Annotated in this window: 15 protein-coding genes; 13 read left to right on the top strand and 2 right to left on the bottom strand. The window is 46.6% G+C overall.

The window, feature by feature from the left end; genetic code table 11:
- The 5 genes from ACTQZS_RS05220 to ACTQZS_RS05200 all read left to right on the top strand — a co-directional run.
- Window positions 1-387 (top strand): zinc ribbon domain-containing protein (locus ACTQZS_RS05220; protein ID WP_441474888.1); only part of this gene is annotated, 387 nt, incomplete at its 5' end.
- Window positions 388-747: 360 nt separating this feature from the next.
- Complete coding sequence (locus tag ACTQZS_RS05215) at window positions 748-945, top strand: DUF6465 family protein (protein WP_441474887.1); 198 nt, start codon at window positions 748-750, stop codon at window positions 943-945.
- A 290-nt stretch (window positions 946-1,235) separates the two neighbouring features.
- Complete coding sequence (locus tag ACTQZS_RS05210) at window positions 1,236-2,876, top strand: C69 family dipeptidase (RefSeq protein WP_441474886.1); 1,641 nt, start codon at window positions 1,236-1,238, stop codon at window positions 2,874-2,876.
- A gap of 857 nt (window positions 2,877-3,733) precedes the next feature.
- Window positions 3,734-3,973, top strand: a complete 240-nt coding sequence (locus tag ACTQZS_RS05205) for a hypothetical protein (protein ID WP_441474885.1) — start codon at window positions 3,734-3,736, stop codon at window positions 3,971-3,973.
- A gap of 135 nt (window positions 3,974-4,108) precedes the next feature.
- Window positions 4,109-5,503, top strand: coding sequence for a replication initiation protein (locus tag ACTQZS_RS05200; RefSeq protein WP_441474884.1), 1,395 nt, complete (start codon window positions 4,109-4,111; stop codon window positions 5,501-5,503).
- Window positions 5,504-5,550: 47 nt separating this feature from the next.
- Here the strand turns inward: ACTQZS_RS05200 and ACTQZS_RS05195 are convergent, their stop codons facing one another.
- Together ACTQZS_RS05195 and ACTQZS_RS05190 are read right to left on the bottom strand one after the other, a co-directional pair.
- Window positions 5,551-7,131 (bottom strand): response regulator, encoded by a 1,581-nt coding sequence (locus ACTQZS_RS05195; RefSeq protein ID WP_441474883.1) that lies wholly within the window; start codon window positions 7,129-7,131, stop codon window positions 5,551-5,553.
- Window positions 7,132-7,175: 44 nt separating this feature from the next.
- Window positions 7,176-8,990: a cache domain-containing sensor histidine kinase gene (locus ACTQZS_RS05190; RefSeq protein ID WP_441474882.1), complete on the bottom strand. Its 1,815-nt coding sequence runs from the start codon at window positions 8,988-8,990 to the stop codon at window positions 7,176-7,178.
- Window positions 8,991-9,137: 147 nt separating this feature from the next.
- On the opposite strand from ACTQZS_RS05190, the gene ACTQZS_RS05185 reads away from it, so the two are divergent.
- From ACTQZS_RS05185 to ACTQZS_RS05150, 8 genes are all read left to right on the top strand, one after another.
- Entirely contained in the window at window positions 9,138-10,532 is a 1,395-nt protein-coding gene (locus tag ACTQZS_RS05185; RefSeq protein WP_441474881.1) for an ABC transporter substrate-binding protein, read from the top strand.
- Window positions 10,533-10,645: 113 nt separating this feature from the next.
- Entirely contained in the window at window positions 10,646-11,557 is a 912-nt protein-coding gene (locus ACTQZS_RS05180) for a carbohydrate ABC transporter permease (RefSeq protein WP_441474880.1), read from the top strand.
- The gene (locus ACTQZS_RS05175) at window positions 11,557-12,426 is read left to right on the top strand and encodes a carbohydrate ABC transporter permease (RefSeq protein ID WP_441474879.1); all 870 of its coding nucleotides are present in this window, start codon (window positions 11,557-11,559) and stop codon (window positions 12,424-12,426) included. The genes ACTQZS_RS05180 and ACTQZS_RS05175 overlap by 1 nt, the downstream gene beginning before the upstream one ends.
- Before the next feature lie 21 nt (window positions 12,427-12,447).
- Window positions 12,448-13,080 (top strand): hypothetical protein, encoded by a 633-nt coding sequence (locus tag ACTQZS_RS05170; RefSeq protein WP_441474878.1) that lies wholly within the window; start codon window positions 12,448-12,450, stop codon window positions 13,078-13,080.
- Window positions 13,081-13,129: 49 nt separating this feature from the next.
- Complete coding sequence (locus ACTQZS_RS05165; protein ID WP_441474877.1) at window positions 13,130-13,756, top strand: YesL family protein; 627 nt, start codon at window positions 13,130-13,132, stop codon at window positions 13,754-13,756.
- Entirely contained in the window at window positions 13,753-15,987 is a 2,235-nt protein-coding gene (locus ACTQZS_RS05160; RefSeq protein WP_441474876.1) for a glycosyl hydrolase, read from the top strand. Before ACTQZS_RS05165 ends, ACTQZS_RS05160 begins: the two co-directional genes overlap by 4 nt.
- A gap of 104 nt (window positions 15,988-16,091) precedes the next feature.
- Window positions 16,092-18,647 carry a glycoside hydrolase family 3 protein gene (locus tag ACTQZS_RS05155; protein ID WP_441474875.1) on the top strand — a complete coding sequence of 852 codons (2,556 nt, stop codon included), beginning with the start codon at window positions 16,092-16,094 and terminating at the stop codon, window positions 18,645-18,647.
- Between the two features lie 342 nt (window positions 18,648-18,989).
- On the top strand, window positions 18,990-20,735 hold the full coding sequence (locus ACTQZS_RS05150) for a MalY/PatB family protein (RefSeq protein ID WP_441474874.1): 1,746 nt from the start codon (window positions 18,990-18,992) through the stop codon (window positions 20,733-20,735).
- Window positions 20,736-20,737: the final 2 nt, after the last annotated feature.

Here is a 20,737-nt window from a genome sequence, read left to right as displayed (position 1 = left end):
AAGGCACTCGTTGAATCCAATCCAAAGCATACTCTTTTCGTACTTGAAGATTTGACAGGTGTTCGTAATGCCACAGAACGTGTGAAAACAAAAAATCGCTATGTTTCTGTAACGTGGGCGTTTTATGACCTCGAACAAAAATTAATTTACAAAGCAAAACAGAATCAATCTTCTGCAATAAAAGTTGACCCTCGTTACACAAGTCAGTGCTGTCCTATCTGTGGACATACTGAAAAGGCTAACCGTAACAAGAAGATACATTTGTTTGCTTGCAAGAACTGCGGCTATCAATCAAATGATGACCGTATTGGAGCTATGAATCTGTATCGTATGGGAATAAACTATCTTGCTGATAGTCAAGTACGTGATACAGTTGCAGCAGAGTAAACTTTGCTGCAAGGGGTGCTGTCAACCACCCCATGATGTAACGCCACTTTAGATAGCAGTATCTATTGAGGTTAAAGGTCGGAGACGTAAGTCGTTAGTACGACTGGGCAGTTACAAGCCCATGACCTTTAGGTCGTGGGTAGTTGACCCACTCATTCCACAAGCTCTCTGACATTTGTTCAGTGTGCACATAGTATCCTGCAAAATTCGGGAAAATAATGTATACATTACGAACATATTTGTGTTACACTTTCCAATGTAATGGTCTACTAAAGTTATATATACCATATCATTTAAGATATTCTGCATATGATATGGCATCAACTGTAAACCGAAAATAAGTGAAAGAGGTAAATGGAAATGGCAGTTAGAAAAAGCACAGTTAAGGCAGATGTAATTCTTCAGTACAGCGGCAGACAGTATACCGAGAAGGATATCATCGACAGAGTAAAGGCAGCCGCTCCCAAGGCAAAGGATCTCACCATCTATGTAAAGCCCGAGGAAAACCGCGCTTACTACGTTGCGGACGGAGATGCCGATAACTTTGTGGAACTTTGATCGGACATATCAACGTCCCGGATTTTTCACAGAAGATCCCGAAGGCAGCCGGATCCCTTACAGGGGTGCGGCTTTCTTTTTTGCCGACGCGCCGCATCAAATTGTGATAAAATACACATCAGATCATAGATAAGAAAGAAGGTTATACAATGAGTAAGCTTGGTGGAAAGAACAAAGACAGCAAGAAGGCAGCAGAGAAGAAGATGAAGCAGCAGCTTGCAGCTCTGGCGCGCAAAAACGCGAAGAAGAAGAAATAATGATCCCTGAAGCAGACAGAAAGGAATAATAAGATGTCCTGTACTACTATACTGGTCGGCCGGAAGGCCACCTATGACGGTTCTACCTTTATTGCACGAAATGATGACTCTCCCTCCGGGAAATACACCCCGAAGAAATTCACGGTCGTCCATCCCGAGGAACAGCCGCGCAAATATCGCTCGGTTCTTTCTCATGTAGAAATTGACCTTCCCGACAATCCGATGCGCTACACCGCGGTGCCGAATGCACTGGAAGGCGAAGGAATCTGGGCTGCCAGCGGGGTGAATGAAGCCAATGTGGCCATGACCGCCACGGAGACCATCACAACCAACGAACGCGTACTCGGCGCAGATCCGCTTGTCGAATTTGTTCCGTCAACGGACGGAAGGCCGGAAGTTCCAGGAGGAATCGGCGAGGAGGACCTCGTGGTTCTCACCCTTCCCTATATCCACACCGCACGCGAGGGAGTAACCCGTATGGGAAGTCTTCTCGAGAAGTACGGTACCTATGAATCCAATGGAATGGCTTTTCAGGACAAGGACGAAATCTGGTGGCTCGAAAGCATCGGCGGTCATCACTGGATTGCCCGAAGAGTACCGGACGACCGGTACGTCATCATGCCGAATCAGCTGGGAATCGATGAGTTCGACATGGATGATGCCTTCGGCGAGCAGAAGAATTACATGTGCTCCGCGGATCTTCGTGAATTTATTACCTGGAATCATCTGGATCTAACCGTGAAGGACGAGGCTCAGGATTTCGAAGTCGGATTCAGCAAATCATCCGGAGATTCTACGTCACAGCCAGACACTGCTTCCAGTTCCGGAACTCACGCGGCAAAGCACTGGACCTTCAATCCCAGAGATGCATTCGGAAGTCACGATGATGCAGATCATGTATACAATACACCGCGCGGATGGTATATGGCCCGTTACCTGAACCCCCATTTTGCTTCCTGGGACGGCCCTCACGCGGACTATCGCCCGGATTCGGATGATATTCCATGGAGCCTGACTCCGGAGCGGAAGGTTACGCCCGAGGACGTGAAATATCTCCTCTCCTCCCATTATCAGGGCACTCCGTACGATCCCTACGCCTCATATGGAGACAGCAGCAGAAGAGGAGCATACCGCTCCATCGGTATTAACCGCAACGATTTCCTCGCTCTGATTCAGATCCGTCCGTACCAGCCGGAGGAGTTCCGGACCATCGAATGGCTCGCATTCGCTTCGAATGCGTTCAATACCTGGGCTCCGATGTACGCCAATGTCACCAGAACCCCGGCGTATCTTTCCAACACCGGAAAGCACGCCTCCACAGATAACTTCTACTGGACAAGCCGTATGATCGCCGCGATGACAGATGCCTCCTATGGAAAGAGCCTCTTCCACATTGAGCGATATCAGCTTGCGGTCGGAGCAAAAGGCCATGAGCTTATCCGTAAATATGACGCTAAGATGATGGACGCACTCGGTGATCCAGTAACTACAATCACCGCTACGGATTCCTCCTCAGACAGATCTGAAAGGGATGATCGTATTCATGCGCTTGCCGAGCAGGCAAACCAGGAAATGGCAGACGCATTGAAGGAGGCAGCTGCGGATACACTCGATAAAGTTCTTTATGAACTGAGCAATCAGATGAAGAATTCCTATTCCAGATCTGACACCTGATCCAAACAGCAGATAACGAAAAAAGTACCTGATAGATCAGGTACTTTTTTCGTTATCTGAAACTTATCCGAAACAATTCCTGCGATGATTCTCTGCTGAAGTGGGCTTTTGTAACCGGCTATCCGGAAGTTCTGCTTTTTTATTCATCAAAAATCATTGTTCTTGCATAATCCTTTCAGATGTCTTGCTAAAGGTTATCATTTTGCTGCTGATTTTTCTCGTCGATCATCAGATCTAAATGGAAAACAGATTGCCGAACATAGAAAAATACAGCACCCAGTCTTCCCTTTCGTTTTCTATTCAGTTGTTGTAAGTATATTTTTCGCTATCTATCTTAAGTCAGATAAGCGATCCGGCCGTTTTATATTATATATAACAACATTTATATTTCTTTTATTTTAGAGAGCCGGAAAGCCCTGCAAATAAAGGATTCTGCGGGTTCAGAAAACGAAAAAGCTACTGCTGTCGAACATCAAATTGACTGACAGATAACATTCCGAATAAGTCAGAAGGCGAAAAAACGGAGAGTGGAGGCAACGATTGGGGGAATGCAGATACAGACGGCCGGATTCAGCCGCTAAGTCAGATGACGAAAAGAATACTTCAGAAAGCGATGCCGGTACAGATGACGAAAAAAATACCGGACGGTCCCGATAAGTATCTGAGTCGTTATGATCAGGAGTGATGATGTCAGACAACGAAAAAAATACCTCATCCAGAAAGCGAAAAAATTACTTTTCAGACCGGATTCAGAAGGCAGACCGGGTGAAAGAAAACGAAAAAATTACTGACTGATGACGAATAAAGTACTGAAATCAGGAAGCAAAGGCAGATCGACAGGAAAGGCAATTATTCAGATGACGACATTTGTACTGAATCATCATAGAGCGCGAAGGCTTCCTGATGACGAAAAATATACTGAATTCAGCGGCTGTTTCCTTCGTAAGGGCTGTTTTTCCAGGGAAAACAGGCATTGCATGGAACCAGAAGACGAAAAAAATACTGTTAACGAGAGGAGATCAGAAGACGAAGAATCGACTTATGTAAATTTGGCAAGTAGTTTTTTCGTCATGCAGGAGAGATTGAAAAAGAGATGACGAAAAAACTACTGAAATTTAATGAAAAGTTAATCAGTATCTTTTTCGTTATCTGAGAGACAAATGGGAAAGAATAGGTTATTATCCTGTTAAAGTATTTTTGTCGCTTTCTGACAAAACAAAGGGGATATTGAAATGACAAGTACCAGTGTACGGAACGACCTGATCGAGGGCGTTGTCGTCCGGAAGAGTAATTCGCTGATCAATGCGAAATATAAAACCTCGATTCTCGGGAACAAAATCATCGCTGTTTCTCTCACAAAGCTGCAGCAGGAGCCGGGATCGAAGCAGGTAATGGCAACGCTTTATCCGAGTGAGATCAAACGTATCCTTGGTAATGAGACAGATACCAATATTTATAAGAAGCTGAAGAGCGTCAGCAAGCAGCTTGCCGGGAATATCATCACGATTGAAGACGGTCTCGGAAATTTCCATACCTTTACGATGATTACCAACGTATCCTATAAAGACCAGAAGCTGGAGATCATCTATAACCGGGAAATGACACCGCATATCACGAGTCTTCAGAAGAGTTATACTTCCATGGAGCTTGCGACGCTTGTCTCCTTCGAGAAGAACAGTTCCTTCCGTCTCTATGAGCTTCTGAAGAAGGAAGCATACAAGATTGATACGACGAAATCAAAGTTTGTCACGAAGGTTTACAGTGTGGATGAACTACGTTGTACGCTCGGACTCGTGAATCTGGATGCCTCCTATCTTCAGAGAGCGGTTTCCGATGGCGCGACGTGGTCGGAGCTGGTTCGTCTGGCAAAGAAGGAGGACAAGCAATATGAGCGGTTTACGGATTTCCGCACAAAGGTGCTTGACGAAGCAAAGATCGAGATGGACGAGAAGGCAGACATCACGTTCGAGTACACCGTGGAGAGAGGAAACAGAGGCAGAGCGACTGACATCATGTTTATGATTTCCTGGAATATTCCGGAGGCAAATCTCGAGACGATTCACAAGAACAAGGTGAAGATCGAGCAGCTGAGTCCTGAGTATGTGAAGGTTGCTGAACCGGATCCGTTTGAAAAGGTCGCCGCTGAGGACAAGAAGAGCGGAGCGAAGAAGCTGCGGGAATATTCGGATATACTGACGTATCTGAAGAAGAGCGGAATCCGCGCTACGAGCGGATTTACGATGGAGTATTACGATCGACTGCTTCAGGATGCCAATGGAGATACTGACGAGATCAAGAGAGAGATCGACTACGCGAAGACCGGAGGAATGACGATTCGGAATTATTTCGGATGGCTGAGAGAGGCCGTGCGGAACCGTTATGCGGACAATGTTGTGGAAGCCGTGGAGGGAAGCACTGAGGAGGCGGAGACCGCCAGGGAACTCCACAGAGAATCTCATTCGAACAGAACCAAGGAGCTTGTATGGGAGAGATACAAGCAGAAGGACAATTTCCAGGATTTTGTGGAAAGCACGGGCGTACCGCTCGAGGCTATGGAGCTTGCCTTTGACATCGATGAGCGAATCAAGATGTATATGGATTTTACAGTCGAGAATATGCACGCATGAGCGTTAGAACGAGAAGCCGGTCATCGGAAAAGGATGCCGGCTTCTCGTTAATTCTTTCCGGATAATTGTTTCCGGTATTGATCAGGAGTCATCCCTGTCCGCTTTCGGAAAATACGAAAAAAATATTTTTCATTATCATAGCCCACAGCTTTTGCGACCTGATACATTTTCTGTCCTGGTTTCTGAAGAAGTTCCTCTGCGTGCTCCAGACGAACATCATTCAGATAATCTACGAATTTTTCACCGGTTTTTTTGCGAAACTGGGAGCTGAGATAGCTGCGATTCATGTAAAAAAGAGATGCGATATAATCCTGAGTCAGGTCCTTCTGGTAATTTCTCTGCATGTAGGTTTTTACATTTTCAATGACGTCATCACTGTTATATACGGAATATGGTTTGAGCATGAAAGCCACATTCATAAAAAACTGACGGTAATATGCCTCAAGGTCAGTAATGTGGAAAAAATGGCTCGATACACGTTCCATAGAACCTGATCCTTCTGCAGTATCAGAGGCAGGCGAGTTGATATACTCAGTGATCAGCTGTTGACAGCTCCCGGCCAGTTTTCTACAATGTGCCTTTACATCTATCAGACGGCATCCGGGAATAGATTCATAATACTGAAAAAGGTCATTAGATAATTCAGAGACGGCGTCTGTCATCCCGGCTTCTATTCGGAAAAGAAACTCGCCGGTGTGTTCCCAGTTGATCGTAATGGGATGCAGTTCCGACTGATAGAAACAAACGCTGTTTTTTGGGGCGGCGAGTGGCCGCTGATCCAGAGCAAGGGCGCACTCTCTGTATGCAGTATTCAAATCAGATAAGGAATGATGAATGCTGCTGAAGCCGACAACCGGTTTCAGTTCCAGTGAAAGAAGGTATGTTCGGAAGGAACGAAAAATCTGTTTTGCCAGGTCCTTCTGAAGTTTCGGATCCTGCTGGGGAAGGAAGAGAATGAGAAATCCCTGTGGCTGCTGCACATCACGCCCGGAAATATACAGAGCCATATCCCCGAATCCGTTTTCTTCCAGCCACAGTGAAAATTTTGAGTCGTCGGCATTTTCGTAATACCCGAAGGTGAGCAGGATCAGATTGTGAGTCGTGTTGATATAGTTCAGACGATGAGACGTCAGAATCGGATCCAGGGTACGGTAACCAAAGATCAGATTATGTATGAGGGAAATATCATAATCATAGCGGACCTGTTCGGTCTGTTCTTCGGTGAGTTTTAGCTGCTGACGAATTTCTGATCTTTGCTGAAGCTGATTAAGAACTTTTTTTACACAGTCTTGAATCATGTCGGCACTGAAGGGTTTCAGCAGATATTCCACTGCCCGTGCGGAGATTGCCTGTTTGATATAATCAAAGTTTTTGTAACCACTGATTACAATGAGCGGCATGGATTCATAATGTGAGGCCAGGTATGGAAGGAGTTCCATGCCGTTCATGACAGGCATCTGCATATCAAGAATAACAAAGTCAGGTTTTGTTTCTGCGATCAGCTTGATTCCATCCTGTCCGTTATCGGCCTCGCCGATGCAGGTGATTTCTTCGTGCATTGGCTCCAGTTTTTTCAGGGTTCCCTTTCTTATCAAGATTTCATCATCGATAATAATATAAGTAAACATATCGCGCATCCTTTCTTACTCTGACCCGTCAGGTGCTGCCGCTTTCAGTACATCTGATGATTCTGACTTTCGGGCTGCTCTCCGCGATTTTTGCGGACTTCTTCGGACTGTATTTTAGGGGAATTCCCTGTGATCGGGATGGTTATCGTTATCCGTGTGCCAATGTTCTCGGTACTTGCGATGGAAAGACCATATTGTTTTCCGTAGTAGAGCTGAATCCGTGCATGGATATTTCCAAGTCCGATGCTTTGCCCGGAGTGATGTCCGATTTCTGAGAAGGAATTCTGATTCATCAGGGTGCTTCGGAGCATCGCAAGGGTTTCGGGGTTCATTCCCACACCGTTGTCAGAGACAGAAATATGAAGAAGAAGATTTTCCTGGACGGCGGAAATCGTGATGAGATCACCGGTTGTACAATAGTTCAGCCCGTGAAACAGAGCATTTTCAACCAGTGGCTGCAGAATCAGCTTCAGGACAGGGCAGGATAGGAGGGCAGGCGGAATATTCTTCTCCAGGCGAAACTTTCCGTTGAATCGGATCAGCTGAATGGAAGCATAATCATCCACATGCTTCAGTTCATCTGTCAGGGTTACGATCTCTCCGGGCGTTTTAATCGCATAGCGAAACATGTCTCCGAGAGCCAGACTCATCGTCGCAATTTCTTTATTGTCTGCCAGTTCAGCCATGCTGTTGATGGATTCCAGTGTGTTGAACAGAAAATGGGAATTAATCCGTGCTTCCAGAGCTTTCATCTGAGCATCAAGGACGATCAGACGATTCTGATAATCTCTTTGTATGCCTTCATTTATCTCATCGAGCATGTGAGAATATTCATTGTATAAAGTGCCTATTTCATCTGTGCGCCCCATATAAGGACTTACAAATTTCAGTCCGTTTTTCCTCTGATGCTTCATAACCCGGCTCAGACGCTCGAGCGGGAAGGTGATCTTTCCGGTAATCAGGTACAAAGAAATAAGAACGCCGGCAGCAAATACAAAGATCATCAGCAGAATTACCATCCGCATTGGATTGTACTGTGCATACAGGGTATCGTAATGAAAGCTTATGGACAGTTCAAGCGGTTCAAGGTTCAATTCAATTTTTTGCATGTCATCGGTATACTGGGTATCGTTTGTTTTCAGAGAATCTACATTTGAATAAAGAGTTTCACCTGTCTTTGTATTTTCAATAAAAAGAAGCGCAAGGTTTGGAATGGCAGTCAAACTGTCCAGGTTCAGGATTTCGGGGTTCAAATCCAGCAGTATAACACCTAAAAATTTATGGGAGTAAACATCATAAATGCTTCGGGAAAGATAGATCGAGGGATTTTCATCCGTGAACAGATCGTCGCTGGTGATTGTGCTGATGTAATGCTGTCCGTTCAGGGACAGTGTTTCCTGATACCAGTAATCACTGCGACAGTCATGATTCGGATTTATTGAGCTGGTCTGATCATTGGAGGTGCCGAGTATCAGACTGTCAGGCGTAATGAGATAAATGCCACGAATACTGCTGTTTGCGTACATCAGGTTGCCGAAGATCGAATTGGTTCTTTTTCCCGCCTGAAGGATGTCGTAACTGGAATAGTTGACTGGACCGTCGGCGAATTCTGAGAGAATCTCAATGATGGATGATTCGCTGTCATCTGAGTAGTAGGTCATAAAATCCAGTGTACGGTTAATACGATCCAGAGTATTATTGCTCTGTTCTACGGCATTATGGATAACCGTTGATGAATAGGTACGAATCTGCTCGGAGACAGAAGTCTGCCAGCGAGAATAGGAATAATAACCGATGGCAAGGATCGGTATGATTGCGACGACAGAATATACCAGAAACATTTTCGTGCGAAGTTTCAACTTGATCAGGTCTCCTTATTTCTTATTGGTCAGAAATCCAACAAAAGTATACCATTATCGCCAACAAAAGTACACTCATCCCTGTGCTATTATAAATCCAACGGAAAAATAAAAACTTTTCATGAATAAGAAAGGAAGGACTTATCAATGAAGGGAAAGAAAGTAACTGCGATACTTTGTGCCGGTATGATGGCTGCCGGTATGCTCGCCGGCTGCGGAGGAGCATCTGGAACAGACGCGGCAGCTTCATCTGGAGATGCTGTTACAGGAGGGAGCGTTCAGACAGGAAGTCAGGCTTCCGGAGACAAGTATGATCACCAGGCAATCGAGAACACCAAGGATAACATCACAATCACAATGATGGTATCTGGTGTTGCACAGGGCACAGACTTTGAGACACAGACGCTTCCGGAACTGGTACATAAGAAATGGCCGAACGTGACACTGGAGGTCACCAAACTTCCGGATGATAATTATTACACCTCATTAAAGACAAAACTGGCATCCGGTGAGTGCCCGGATATGATTCTCACGCAGCCGATGTACGCAGGGTCTAACTCCTGCTATGCTTTAGCGGATGCCGGATATCTTGCGTCTCTGAATGATCTGGACTATCTGTCCAACATGCCTGACTTGTCTGCTGTCACATATGATGGAAATGTGGTCACGGCGACCACGGGCGTATCAATTCTGGGAACCTATTACAATAAGGATCTGTTTCAAAAGGCGGGAATCTCGGAAGAGCCCAAGACATGGGATGAATTCCTGGAGGACTGTAAAAAACTGAAGGACGCCGGGATTCAGCCGATTGTCATGGGAGACAAGGACCAGTATGTAATGCAGTTCGGACTTTATCAGATTGCGGCAAATGAAATTTATTCAAAGAATCCGAAATACGATGATGAGCTGAGAACCGGGGACACTTCTTTCACAGACAAGGATACCTGGGATAAGGTTCTTACGATGTACAAGCAGCTGTATGATGAGGGATATATTGATGCAAGCCAGTCTCTCGGCTATGGCGCATCCCAGGCTATTCAGGACTTCATCGATGGAAAGGCTGCAATGACGTTTGATGGTTCCTTCAACGCTGCGGCGCTTACTGCTACCGGAGCAGCAGGTGATTTTGAGAGAGGATATTTCCCGATTCCTTCCGAGTCAGGCGAGCAGTATACCGCGACCTGTCTGTCTGCCGGGTATTCAATTTATGCGAAATCAAAGTATATAGACCAGTGCAAGGAAATCTTAGATTACTGGATGAATGGAGATAACGAAATCTGGGACGCATATCTTGCAACCGGCCGCATTATCCCGCTGTATGGAAAGGGCGCGGATTCAATCCCGAACTATGATCTGTTCAAACCATTTATTGAGCTGACAAATGAAGGAAAGGGATTCCATTGGTGCAATCAGGCGTGGCCGGCAGGTACTGAGACGACAATGGAGGAGATGTTCTCAGAGATGATCGGAGGGCAGGGAACTACTGTGGATGACATCACGCAGGGAATGCAGGATAAGTTTGAAGACCTTCTGGATGACTAATCATCGCTGCAGGGTTCTGACGTGAAATAAAAATGACAAATGGCTGTTCAGAGGCTGTGCCGGGGGTGACAGCTTTTGGACAGCCTCTTTTATGGCATGGAGGATTAATGATGATGGCAAGAAGGAAAAAAAGATCTGGAGCCAATACATCGCTGACATTTAACAACAAAATGTTCGCCTTTATGATTCCGGCACTTGCGATGTTTCTGATTTTCTGGATATATCCGTTATTGCAGTTGTTTTATTACAGCGTGACGAATTTTAACGGGATCAATTATAATTACGAATATGTTGGACTGAAAAATTTCATTAAAATCTTCGATAATGGTACTATCCTTAACTCGATTGGCATTACCCTGGTTTATGCGGCAGTTACGGTGGTTTTAAGCAATATTCTCGGACTCGCGCTTGCGATTATTTTGAATACAAAGATAAGATTCAAGGGCTTTTTCCGGACGGCCAGTTATTTTCCGGCGCTGTTCAGCGCTATCGTAGTAGGATTCATATGGTCGTATGTATATATGCCTTCAAATGGAATGATTGCCAGCATCATCAATCTGTTAGGCGGGAATGGAGCCTCCTTTAATCCACTTGGAAATTTCCACACTGCGTTGTTTGCCATTGCTTTAGTGGAAGTCTGGAAGGGCTTCGGTACAACCATGATTATCTACCTGGCCGGTTTGCAGACAGTAGACGAGAGCGTGCTGGAGGCGGGAAGAATAGATGGATGCAATGAATGGCAGCTTACACGGCTGGTGAAGCTTCCGATGATTTCCTCAACTATCACGATTAATGTTGTTCTGTCGGTCATCAACGGACTGAAAGCCTTCGACTATTCGTTTATTATGACAAATGGAGGACCGGGAAAATCGACGAAAACGTTGATGTTTCAGATTTATGAGATTGCATTTACGGATCAGAAAATGGGAAGGGCAAGTGCCTTTTCAGTTGTGTCCTTTGCGGTAATCATCGCTATAACCATTGTGATGCTGATCTTTATGAATAAAAGGGAGGTCGAAGTGTAATGGCACGGAAGAAAAAAGCAGACCGGGAAAAAGAACAATACATGAAGATGTCTCCAAAAGTACTGGCTCTCTATATCGTAATAATTGCATTCTGTATTCTTGTAATAGCGCCTCTGGTCATTGTGTTTTCAAGCTCGCTTCGGAGTCCTGATAATCAGGCATCTCCTCTCCGCCTGTTCATTGAATTTTCAGGAGCAAGCTATATACGAGCGTGGACGCAGATGAATTTCCCGGTAGAGCTGCTTAATTCCTTTATGACTACAGGTATTGCGGTTCTGGTTATTGTATTCTTTTCCACCATGGCAGCCTGGCCGATCGGGAGAATAAAGACAAAGACTGCGAGATTCTTTTATTACTTCTTTATTTCGGGACTTATTATTCCTTCACAAATGGTCATTGTTCCGATTGCGCAGACCTTTAACCGTTTTAATATTCCAAATACCCGATTTACTCCGGTCATTATGTTTATTACATGCTCGCTTCCATTTTCGGTATTCCTTTTCTCCGGGTTCATGAAAAGCGTACCGGCAGAAATCGAGGAGTCGGCTTACATGGACGGGGCCTCTCTATGGAAAAGATTTTCGACTGTTGTTTTTCCGCTTCTTAAGCCGGCAACGGTTTCAGTGGTGATCACACAGGGAATGTGGATTTGGAACGATTATTTCTATCCGATGGTGTTCATTTCAAAGCAGGGGCAGTACTCCCTGCCGGTTGGAATGCTGCAGTTCCTTGGAGACAAGGAAAATCCTGCGCAGTGGAATGTTTTATTTGCAGCCTGTGTTCTCTGCGCGCTTCCGCTCATCGTTATTTTCATGCTGCTTCAGAAGCAGTTTATCAACGGAATTGCCGCAGGTGCAGTGAAAGGTTAATGTCAGATAAGGAGTAAGCTGATGGCAGCAGCAGAGGATCAAAAAAAGAAGACAAGGAAGGACAGGTTGGAGTATTTCTGGATGTTCTATAAGATTCCGGCGATTCTTGTTGTGATTAGTATTATTGCTGCCGTCAGTTTTATTCACGCCTGGATTACGAATAAACCTTCCGTTCTGGATGCTATGCTACTGGATATCCATTCGGATGTCACGGAAGAAAATATGGAGCAGGATTTTGTAGAAGCAGCCGGAATCAATCCAGACCGGAACTGTGTTACAATATCTACATCGCAGCTTCTCGGCGATGGGAGCAGGGATTACCAGATGGCATCCCTGGCGAAGTTGTATTCGCAGATCGGAACCGGGACTCTGGATGTTGTTTCGATGAGAGAGTCTGATTTTGTGAAGTATGTTGACGCGGGAACATTTCTGGATCTGCGGGATCTGTTTACAGACAAGGAGTTATCCGCCTTCGGGCATGTCTACAGGGATGAGGATGGAAAAATTCTTGGAATATACTGTGAAGGTATGGCGAAAATGAAGGAGATCGGCGGATATTCAAGTGGAGAGAATGGGATAATCGGAATTCTGTATAATTCCGAACATGTTGAAATGGCCGGAAAATTTCTTCAATATCTGAATGAATCTGAATGACATGTAATCTTGACAGACAGATTTTAATTATTACTATCAGGAGGGAATCATGAGCGGAATATTGTCGCCGGAAGGCAGAGTGAGCAGCGTTTTAAATACAATCGGGGATCTGATTATCCTCAATCTTCTCACGCTCGTATGTAGTATTCCTGTTTTTACAATTGGTGCGGCATTTAGCTCGATGTATCAGATTTTGATCAAAATAGCAAGAAAAGAAGAAGGGCATATTGTCGGCCCTTATTTTAAGGCATTTCGGGAGAATTTCAGAAAATCGACGATCATCTGGTTTATCGGAGGAGGAATTTCTCTTTTCCTTGCTTTTGATATTTTTCTCCTTTCAAAATTTCCATTTTTTTATTCCCGGATTTATCAGATTATCCTCTGTATTTTTTTCTTTCTGACGGTTATGTTCACGCTCTTTGCTCTTGTTACAGAAGCTCACTTCGAGAACACAATTAAAAATACCATCGTCAATGGAATGAAATTCAGCGTAATTCATATTTTTTTATCTGTACTTGTGACGGCACTTACAATCGCGCCCTTTCTAATGCTTCATCTGACTCTTCGTCTGATTCCGCTGTTCCTTCTTCTGGGTTACTCGGGCCCGGGATATGTATGCGGATTGTATTTTTCAGACCTGTTTTCGAGATACGAAAAGGAGAATGCTGAACAATGAACAAAGAAATTTGGAAACACCCGAAACAGGAGAGCAGCCTTGATGAGGCGGAAGTGCCTCTGTGGTTCTGGAATGCGAAACTTGAGAAGGGGGAGCTGTTCCGGCAGCTGGAACTTCAGACGGAGGTCGGTGTGAAGGCGACAAATCCGCATGCACGCACGGAGAATGGCGCTGGCTACAGTGGCGGGTATCTGGATGAAGAATGGTTTTCGCATATGAAGACAGTGCTTGATTACAAAAAAAAGCATGGCGAAAAAATGTGGCTGTATGATGAGATCGACTGGCCGGCCGGGACGTGCAACAAAACGATCACAGAAAACGAAAAGTACCGGGAGCAGTACATTACGATCGATAAAATTCCGGTACCGGCTGGTGTGCCGTTCCGGTTGCAGCTGCGTACCTTCGAAGGAGCCGGAATGTTTGGCATGACTCCGGAGACCGATTACTCCGCAATTCCGCTGAATATTCATATTCTTGACAAGGAGACAGGAAAGCCTTTTCCGCTCTCGGATTCTTTTTTATATGGCATTTTCGGTCCGGAACTGGAATTCAAATCGAATCGGGATGCGGAAGCATATGTAACTCATATCCATGTCGATGCCTATGAGTATGGGGGAGATGAGTCGGTTAATTATCTGGACAAAAATGCAACTGATGCTTTTCTGAGATCCACTTACGAAAAATATTATGAGCAAATGGGTCAGGATTTCGGAAGTACAGTGACGACGGTGTTTAATGATGAAACACGTATGTGCAATGCCATTCCATGGTGTCGCGAATTTCCGGAAGTATTCCGGAAAAGACATGGTTATGATATCCGTCAGGAGCTGTATCGGATTATTCTTCCGGGCACAGAGAACGGAAGAATTCGTGTGGATTATTACGATACTGTGGCGTACCTTTATCAGACCCGATATTTCAAGCGAATTCATTCGTGGTGCGAAAAACATAACCTTAAGTTTTTTGCTCATCTTCTGGCGGAGGAAACGTTATTTGGGCATGTGAGATACAGCGGTGACTATATGCGACAGAACCGGTACCAGGACATCGTCGGTGCTGACTACCTGGGGAAGGGAATTGGAAGTCTTAATCTGAAATTTACTTCAGCGGCTGCACATTCGTATGGAAAGAAAATGACGGCGGTTGAGATCTTTGCCGGATGTGGTTGGGATCTTACATTCGATGAATACACGCGAATGATCACATTTGCGTTTCAGCAGGGCATGCAGACGATTATAAATCACGGATTTTTTTACTCGACGGAAGGTGAACGCGCGAATGATTGGCCGCCGTCTGAGTTCTTTCAGTGGAAATACTGGAACCGTCAGAGCGATGGAAATAATATGATCCGCCGCCTTCAGTATGCGATGTCGGGAGGAATCAATGAAGCTGATGTGATCGCCTATCTTCCGACTGAGACCTTGCAGATGCATTGTATTCCGGATCAGAACTTTACGCATGCATTTTCTCATGGACCATTTTTGAGAGATGACCGGGCAGTTCATGTCGATCGGGAGATTCAATTGTTGTTTCAGTCCATGCTTTCCGCAAATATAGATTTCGAACTTCTTCACAGGGATGCTATCGGAAATTTTGCCGTCAGAGACGGGAAGATTACAAATATCACGAACGGACAGCGATTCTCTGTTCTGCTGCTCCCCATGTGCGAAGTACTTCCTCTCGGTATGGCTAAGCTTGCGGAAGCGTTTGCGGCTGAAGGAGGAAGGATCGTGCTGGTGGACGATATCCCGTCTCTGGGAACAGATAAGAGTGAAGACAAAGAAATCTGCCGGATAATGGGTGATCTGTCGGATACTGGAAGTATTTTTGTCTGTTCCTCAGAGGATAAGAATCAAATTCTGAAGATTCTGAATGATTCGATTCCCCATCCGGTTGTAATTACCCGGGGAGTCTCGGGGACGGTGAATCAGCACCCGTCATACCCCGCGTATCTGATCGATCCTTATATGCACACTGGTGAGGATTTGACAGGCGTTCAGTTCGTGAGATATCTTAAAGATGGCATGAGGAATACTTTATTTATGAATTATGGAAGCAATCCGGAAACCATCGAGGTTAGGGTGCAGACGAAGGGGGAAATACCGGAGATCTGGGACACACTGACCGGAGAGGCCAGGAAGGCGGAGGTTGTGACAAGAGAAGAATATGCATATGTAATCCGGATGCAGCTTCCATGCAATCATGGAGTGTTTATTGTCAGCAGCTGCTGATGCAGAATCTTGTCTGCACATTTTTTCCGACCGAAGAGCAGATAAACCGCATCTATGGTGACAGAATGATTCATGCTGTGATACAAAAACAGGAGGACGTCGAAATGGAGAGAAAAATGATACAGCGCGGATTTTCCGGGACACGCGAACCCGAAGAGACCGCAGAGGAGCGCATCGGACGCGCGGTGGCCAGGAAGGCTGCCGCGGCCGGCATGGTTCTTTTGAAAAATGAAAATCACATACTCCCGCTTCGAAAGGGCAGCGGTGTCGCGCTGTACGGTGTCGGGGCATCCCATACCATCAAGGGTGGAACGGGTTCAGGTGATGTGAATGAGCGTTCCAGTGTCAGCATCTGTGAAGGAATGAGAAACGCCGGATTTGTGATCACGAATGAAGCGTGGATCCGTGATTTTGAAAAAACCTATACGGAGGCAAGGCTTCACTGGAGAGATGATCTGCTCGGCAGGAAGAATGCAAACGGGGGAGAATATGATTTCTTCAGCGATTATTCGGAGAATCCGTTCCACATGCCTGCGGGACGGCCGATTGATCCTTCGAGGGATATTGCAGAAGACAGGAATACGGCGTTCTATATTCTCAGCCGGGTGTGCGGAGAGGGAGCGGATCGTTTCTGTGAAAAGGGCGACTATTATCTGACGGATGAGGAGCATCGTATGCTGCAGGATATCTGCGGGATTTATAAGGATGTGATTGTGGTGCTCAACGCGGGAGGACAGGTGGATCTGTCATTCCTGGACGAATTTGCGAACATCCGGGGGCTGATCCAGATGGCGCAGCCGGGAATGGAGGGAGGAAACGCCTTCGCGGATCTGGTCTCCGGAAGAATCAATCCATCGGGAAAGCTGGCGGACAGCTATGCTTTTCGCTATGAAGACTACCCGAATGAACAGAATTATTCCCACAACAACGGTAATACCGACACAGAGGAGTATAACGAGGGCATCTATGTCGGATATCGCTATTTTGACAGCTATGAAATTCCGGTTCGCTACGGGTTTGGCTGCGGGCTTTCATACACCTCCTTTTCCATCCGTGCCGGAGAGATCTGTAAGGCGGAAGGCGGGGACACACAGGAAATCAGTGTGACGGCGACGGTCAGAAATACGGGAGAAACTGCGGGTCGCGAGGTCGTTCAGGTGTATGCGTCACTTCCGTATGGAAAACTGGAGAAGGAGTATCGACGCCTGGTTGGTTTTATTAAAACCGATGAGCTGAAGCCGGGGGAAGAGCAGGAGGTTATGGTTGAAATTCCGCTGAAGGCTCTGGCATCCTACGACGAGGAATGTGCTGCGTGGATTATGGAGGAGGGCGATTACGGAATCTGGGTCGGAAACAGCCTGGAAGGATCCCGGCTCGTCGGAGCCGTCCGGCTGGATGAGACCGCTGTACTTGAGAAGGTCAGAAACATCTGTCCGCTGAAGACAGATCTGGAGGAATTTCACAGAGATCCGGAGCTGATGAAGAGACAGTATCAGGGATGGAGGAATGAGGCGGCCGAGAAGAGGCTTCCTGTTGTTCTTCTGCATGCGTCTGAAATCCGGAGAAAGACCGTTACATACCGCAGCAACGCGGAGCTTGTCGAAACGGAGGCGCGCTCCTTTACGGATACGCTGACAAGAGAGCAGCTGATTCGTCTGTCGGCGGGAGATCCCGGTCAGGCGCAGGGAAGCAGCAGCCTTGGTTCCGCCGGTTTTACGGTTCCGGGATCTGCGGCGCAGACAAGCCGTGCCGCAGAGGATCGGAATCTTGCGAGCATCGTGCTTGCTGACGGACCTGCAGGACTGCGTTTGATGCGCTATTACTTTGTCCGGGACGGAAAGGTCGTTCCCATGCCCTTTGAATTCAGTCTGGAGGGCGGATTCTTCGCGCCGGAAACGGAGGAGATGAAGGGCGATAAATATTATCAGTACTGCACGGCAATCCCGACGGGGACTGTACTGGCGCAGACCTGGGATACGGATCTGGTTTCCGAGGTGGGTGAGATCATCGGAAAAGAGCTGCTCAGGTTCGGGGTGACGCTCTGGCTGGCTCCCGGTATGTGCATTCACAGAAATCCGCTTTGCGGCAGGAATTTTGAATATTATTCGGAAGATCCGGTGCTGACCGGAGAAATTGCCGCGGCGATGACGAACGGGGTGCAGAGGAATCCGGGCGTCGGAACAACCATCAAGCATTTTGCGTGCAATAATCAGGAAGATAACCGAATGAGATCGGATTCGGTCCTTTCGGAAAGAACGCTTCGGGAGATCTATCTTCGAGGATTCGAGATCGCGGTGAAAAAATCACAGCCGATGTCGCTCATGACCAGCTATAATCTGGTGAACGGTGTGCATGCTGCCAACTGCCGTGATCTGATCACAGATGTTCTGCGGAATGAATGGGGATTCCGGGGAGCGGTCATGACAGACTGGACAACGACGATGCAGCTCCAGGATCCGAAGGGAGCGACTGCGGACGGATGCATGCGTGCCGGCAATGATATGATCATGCCGGGAGCAGCGTCGGATTATGAGGAGATCGGGAAAGCACTGGATAACGGGACGCTTTCACCGGAAGATCTGAAGGCTTGCGTGAGCAGAACGGTGTCGATAATCTGGCAGTCCGCCATGTATGAGGGAGCGGTGCCGTACAGAAAATAGCATTTTAGAAATAATGTTAATAATGTTAAAAGCAAAAAACAGGCCTGATTCAATGCAAGAATCCAGCCTGTTTTTTTATCTCGTTTTATTCAGAAATATTGGTATCTCATCTGTTTCATAAAAGAAATAAGTGAGTTTTTATGCGAAGATATCATAAGAGTGCATGTAGCTGACATGGATGAAAATGACCATATTTCAGAATCTTTCCGGATATGATACAATGGCAAAGGTAATGTCCCGCATTGTGGGAGAAACATCATTTTATGAATGATATATGGAAAAAAGTGCTGCTGCGGTGTGCAGCGGAGGAAGAACCGGATTCTGTATGGAGATGGAGAAAGAATGAAGTACGATTTTACGTCGATTATTGACAGGCGGGGACAGGACGCCACTGCGGTAGACGCCGCCGGAAAGCGGGTCTGGGGATTTGAGCCAGGAGTGCCGATGAAGGGATTCGATTTTATCCCGATGTGGGTGGCAGATATGAATTTCAAAACCTGCCCGGCGATTACAGACGCGATCATCAGGCGTGCGCAGCATCCGTTGTTTGGATATTTTGTGCCAAAGGACAGTTACTATGACTCGATTATCCGCTGGCAGGAAGAACGCAATCATGTGACAGGGCTCTCGCGGGAGCATATCGGATATGAAAATGGTGTGCACGGATTTATCTCGAGTGTGATTGATGTGCTGACACAGCCCGGAGACCGGATTTTTCTTCATCGGCCATATTATGTAGGTTTTATCGGAGATATTATCGACAAGGGACGGCGTCCGGTGTTCAGCGATCTCAAGAAGGATGAGAGTGGGATCTGGCGGATGGACTATGAGGACATGGAGCGTCAGATCCGTAAGAATCAGGTCCGGCTTGCAATTTTCTGTTCTCCGCATAATCCGTGCGGGAGAGTCTGGACAGCTGAGGAAATCGAAAAGGCAATGGAGGTCTTCCGCAGAAATGACTGCCTTGTGATCAGTGATGAGATCTGGTCGGATCTTACCTATACCGGGCATTCCCATGTGCCGGCTCAGATGGTCAGTGAATGGGCCCGTGAGCATGTCCTGGCGGCGTATGCGCCGAGCAAGACCTTCAATCTGGCGGGGCTTGTCGGAAGCTACCATATCATATATAATCAGAATCTTAATCAGAGAATTACTGACTTTTCGGCAAATACCCATTACAATGAAATGAATGTTTTCAGTGAGCATGCACTGATCGCGGCATACAGCCGCGAGGGAGCGGAGTGGACCGATGAGCTCAGAAGTGTTCTCGAGGATAACTGCCGCACGGCGGTTGATTTCATTCAGGAAAATTTCGAGGGCGTGGATGTTTCAATGCCGGAGGGCACGTATATGCTGTTTCTGGACTGCACCGGATTCTGCAGAAGAACCGGAAGAACGATTGATGAGGTTCTCAGAGCGGGCTGGAATGCAGGCATCGGCTGGCAGACGGGCCATGCATTTGGCGGTAACTGTCATATACGCGTCAATCTGGCACTGCCGAAGACAAAACTTATGGAAGCGCTTGGCCGGATGCGGGATTATGTTTTCACCGATACGGATACGGAGGCTTATTTGTGGATCAATAAGTCTGATAAAGATCAGACAGACGTTGAGGGAGCGGGCCCCGGTGACAGCGGCATGCAGGAAGCAGATAAATCTGAAGTCTGTCGGGATACGGACAGATTAAATCGGCAAGACGAAATGCACCGGAGAGAAGAGAAGGTAGCACGTTGTGCCACAAAGAGAAGGAGCATGGAGAAGGATGACGGTGGAGAAAGCGGGGATCCTGAAGAAAGCGGCGATTCGGAGGATTTTTCTGCCGGGTGGATATACAATGATGACGGCCTTCTGACCGTTTCCGATGACAGAAACCGGGATATGACGGTGCGTGCCGTGAAGAGGCTTCTGGGAAATTATCCTGTAGAGGAGTGTCATCTGGCGGGATTTGTAAATGGAAATATCGTTGGGAACAAGGATATGGAGGAAGCGCAGAATTATTGCCGGATCCTGCAAAACGGAGGGTTGAAGATTGCGGAGCTCTTCACGGAGGAGGAATGTGTGAAGCTGAGGCAGATCGGTATTTTTTGACA

This window comes from Bilifractor sp. LCP19S3_H10 (genome assembly GCF_052119185.1).
Classification (GTDB): Bacteria; Bacillota; Clostridia; order Lachnospirales; family Lachnospiraceae; genus Bilifractor.
This window is presented reverse-complemented; position numbering and strand designations above follow the sequence as displayed.

Coding starts and splice junctions, on each gene's coding strand:
- ACTQZS_RS05160 (WP_441474876.1), top strand. CDS start 13,753: ATGAACAAAGAAATTTGGAAACACCCGAAACAGGAGAGCAGCCTTGAT.
- ACTQZS_RS05150 (WP_441474874.1), top strand. CDS start 18,990: ATGAAGTACGATTTTACGTCGATTATTGACAGGCGGGGACAGGACGCC.
- ACTQZS_RS05180 (WP_441474880.1), top strand. CDS start 10,646: ATGGCAAGAAGGAAAAAAAGATCTGGAGCCAATACATCGCTGACATTT.
- ACTQZS_RS05170 (WP_441474878.1), top strand. CDS start 12,448: ATGGCAGCAGCAGAGGATCAAAAAAAGAAGACAAGGAAGGACAGGTTG.
- ACTQZS_RS05155 (WP_441474875.1), top strand. CDS start 16,092: ATGGAGAGAAAAATGATACAGCGCGGATTTTCCGGGACACGCGAACCC.
- ACTQZS_RS05205 (WP_441474885.1), top strand. CDS start 3,734: ATGACGACATTTGTACTGAATCATCATAGAGCGCGAAGGCTTCCTGAT.
- ACTQZS_RS05175 (WP_441474879.1), top strand. CDS start 11,557: ATGGCACGGAAGAAAAAAGCAGACCGGGAAAAAGAACAATACATGAAG.
- ACTQZS_RS05195 (WP_441474883.1), bottom strand. CDS start 7,131: ATGTTTACTTATATTATTATCGATGATGAAATCTTGATAAGAAAGGGA.
- ACTQZS_RS05210 (WP_441474886.1), top strand. CDS start 1,236: ATGTCCTGTACTACTATACTGGTCGGCCGGAAGGCCACCTATGACGGT.
- ACTQZS_RS05185 (WP_441474881.1), top strand. CDS start 9,138: ATGAAGGGAAAGAAAGTAACTGCGATACTTTGTGCCGGTATGATGGCT.
- ACTQZS_RS05215 (WP_441474887.1), top strand. CDS start 748: ATGGCAGTTAGAAAAAGCACAGTTAAGGCAGATGTAATTCTTCAGTAC.
- ACTQZS_RS05200 (WP_441474884.1), top strand. CDS start 4,109: ATGACAAGTACCAGTGTACGGAACGACCTGATCGAGGGCGTTGTCGTC.
- ACTQZS_RS05165 (WP_441474877.1), top strand. CDS start 13,130: ATGAGCGGAATATTGTCGCCGGAAGGCAGAGTGAGCAGCGTTTTAAAT.